2 protein-coding genes are annotated in these 1,450 nt (G+C 42.1%); both read left to right on the forward strand.

Features of this window, described 5'->3' with window-relative positions:
• On the forward strand, positions 1-712 hold a 712-nt coding region (locus ACGF7G_RS22295), incomplete at its 5' end, for an RHS repeat-associated core domain-containing protein (RefSeq protein ID WP_387468463.1).
• A 1-nt stretch (position 713) separates the two neighbouring features.
• Entirely contained in the window at positions 714-1,046 is a 333-nt protein-coding gene (locus ACGF7G_RS22300; protein ID WP_387468465.1) for a hypothetical protein, read from the forward strand.
• Positions 1,047-1,450 lie beyond the last annotated feature (404 nt).

Consider the following 1,450-nt stretch of genomic DNA (forward strand, 5'->3'; position numbering starts at 1 on the left):
GCGTGACTCGAAAAGTGGCGAAACCCAGACTTACTGCTATGAATCCCATGACAGCTACACCCCGCTGGCCAGTATCGTCACGCGGGGAGCCCGGCACAATTACTACTGGTACCACACTGATATCAACGGTGCGCCGCTGGAAGTCACGAACGAGGAAGGGAAAATAGCATGGGCGGGAAAATATCGCCTTTTTGGCGAACTGGATGGTTCGCCGCTGGCTTACTTCACTGATCCGGCCCTGTCATCAACCGACTATGATTTCAGGCAAAACCTGCGTTATGCGGGCCAATACTTTGACAATGAGACCGGGCTGCATTTTAATACGTTCAGGTATTATGCCCCGGAGACAGGCCGGTTTATTACGCCCGATCCGATTGGGTTGGCAGGTGGATTGAATCTGTATCAGTATGCGCCGAATCCGATGACGTGGATCGATCCTTGGGGATGGAGTTTTCTTGAAATCGTCGGTGATGCAGCCCAAACAACTGGAAAGAAATTTCAAGGGGCTGAAATTTATAAATTTACAGGCAAAGTAAAAGTTGAAGGCATAGTTTTTAAGAAAAGTGATTATTTTTATTTAGATAATCTTCACAAAGATCACTACGAGACATTTTCATCATTGGATAAGTCCAAAGGAGTGTTCAATTTAGATGGCTCCTATAATGAGAAAAAATCAATTAAAGCGGCAAAAAGAAAAGGACCAGGTTGCTGATATGAATGAGAATATTAAACTTCGCCTTCTAGAAAATAAGGATGATTTAATTGAGGGAACATTTTGTTATTCATTATTTGAAGAGTCCATTTTTTGCCCGAATCTGATGACGGAATTTATTGAAATTGCTGAATTTTTCTTAAGTTATGATAATGATCTTGAAATTAAACAATTATTGGAATGGATTATTAGTTGCGTTGAACAATGCTTTCTATCTCATCATGATGAGAATGATTATTACCATATAAAGAATTATTCAATAGATATAGAAAGTAAATGGGAAAATATATGGAAACCAAAACTTAATTATTTACTTGATATAAAGGGAAGTTGATTTAATACCTTAATAAATAAAATTTGAAACCGGAAGATCTCTGTGATCTTCCGGCTTTCTTCATGATCTACCGTGGCGCATACCCACGGTAAGCCAGCGCGGACTGGAGCTTACCGATGGCATCTTTGATCTGATACGCTTCCTCGTCATTTGTTCCCCTTAACTCATAAAACCGGTTATGATATCGGGGAAAAAGTGAGCTAAAATCGAGAAAGTGCCCGTCGGGGCGAGTTGGAACGCTCTTTAACAGGGTGGGAAAAGCCGGCGCAGAAAAAGGCGGCTAAATCAAGGGGAAAAGTGGCCTAAACCGTATGATGGCATCGGGATCGACCCGAAGATCCGATTGGCTTGGCAGGTGGATTAAACCTGTATCAGTATGCCCCCGATCCGATGATGTGGATCGA

This window comes from Photorhabdus sp. RM323S, assembly GCF_042879375.1.
Taxonomy (GTDB): domain Bacteria; phylum Pseudomonadota; class Gammaproteobacteria; order Enterobacterales; family Enterobacteriaceae; genus Photorhabdus; species Photorhabdus tasmaniensis.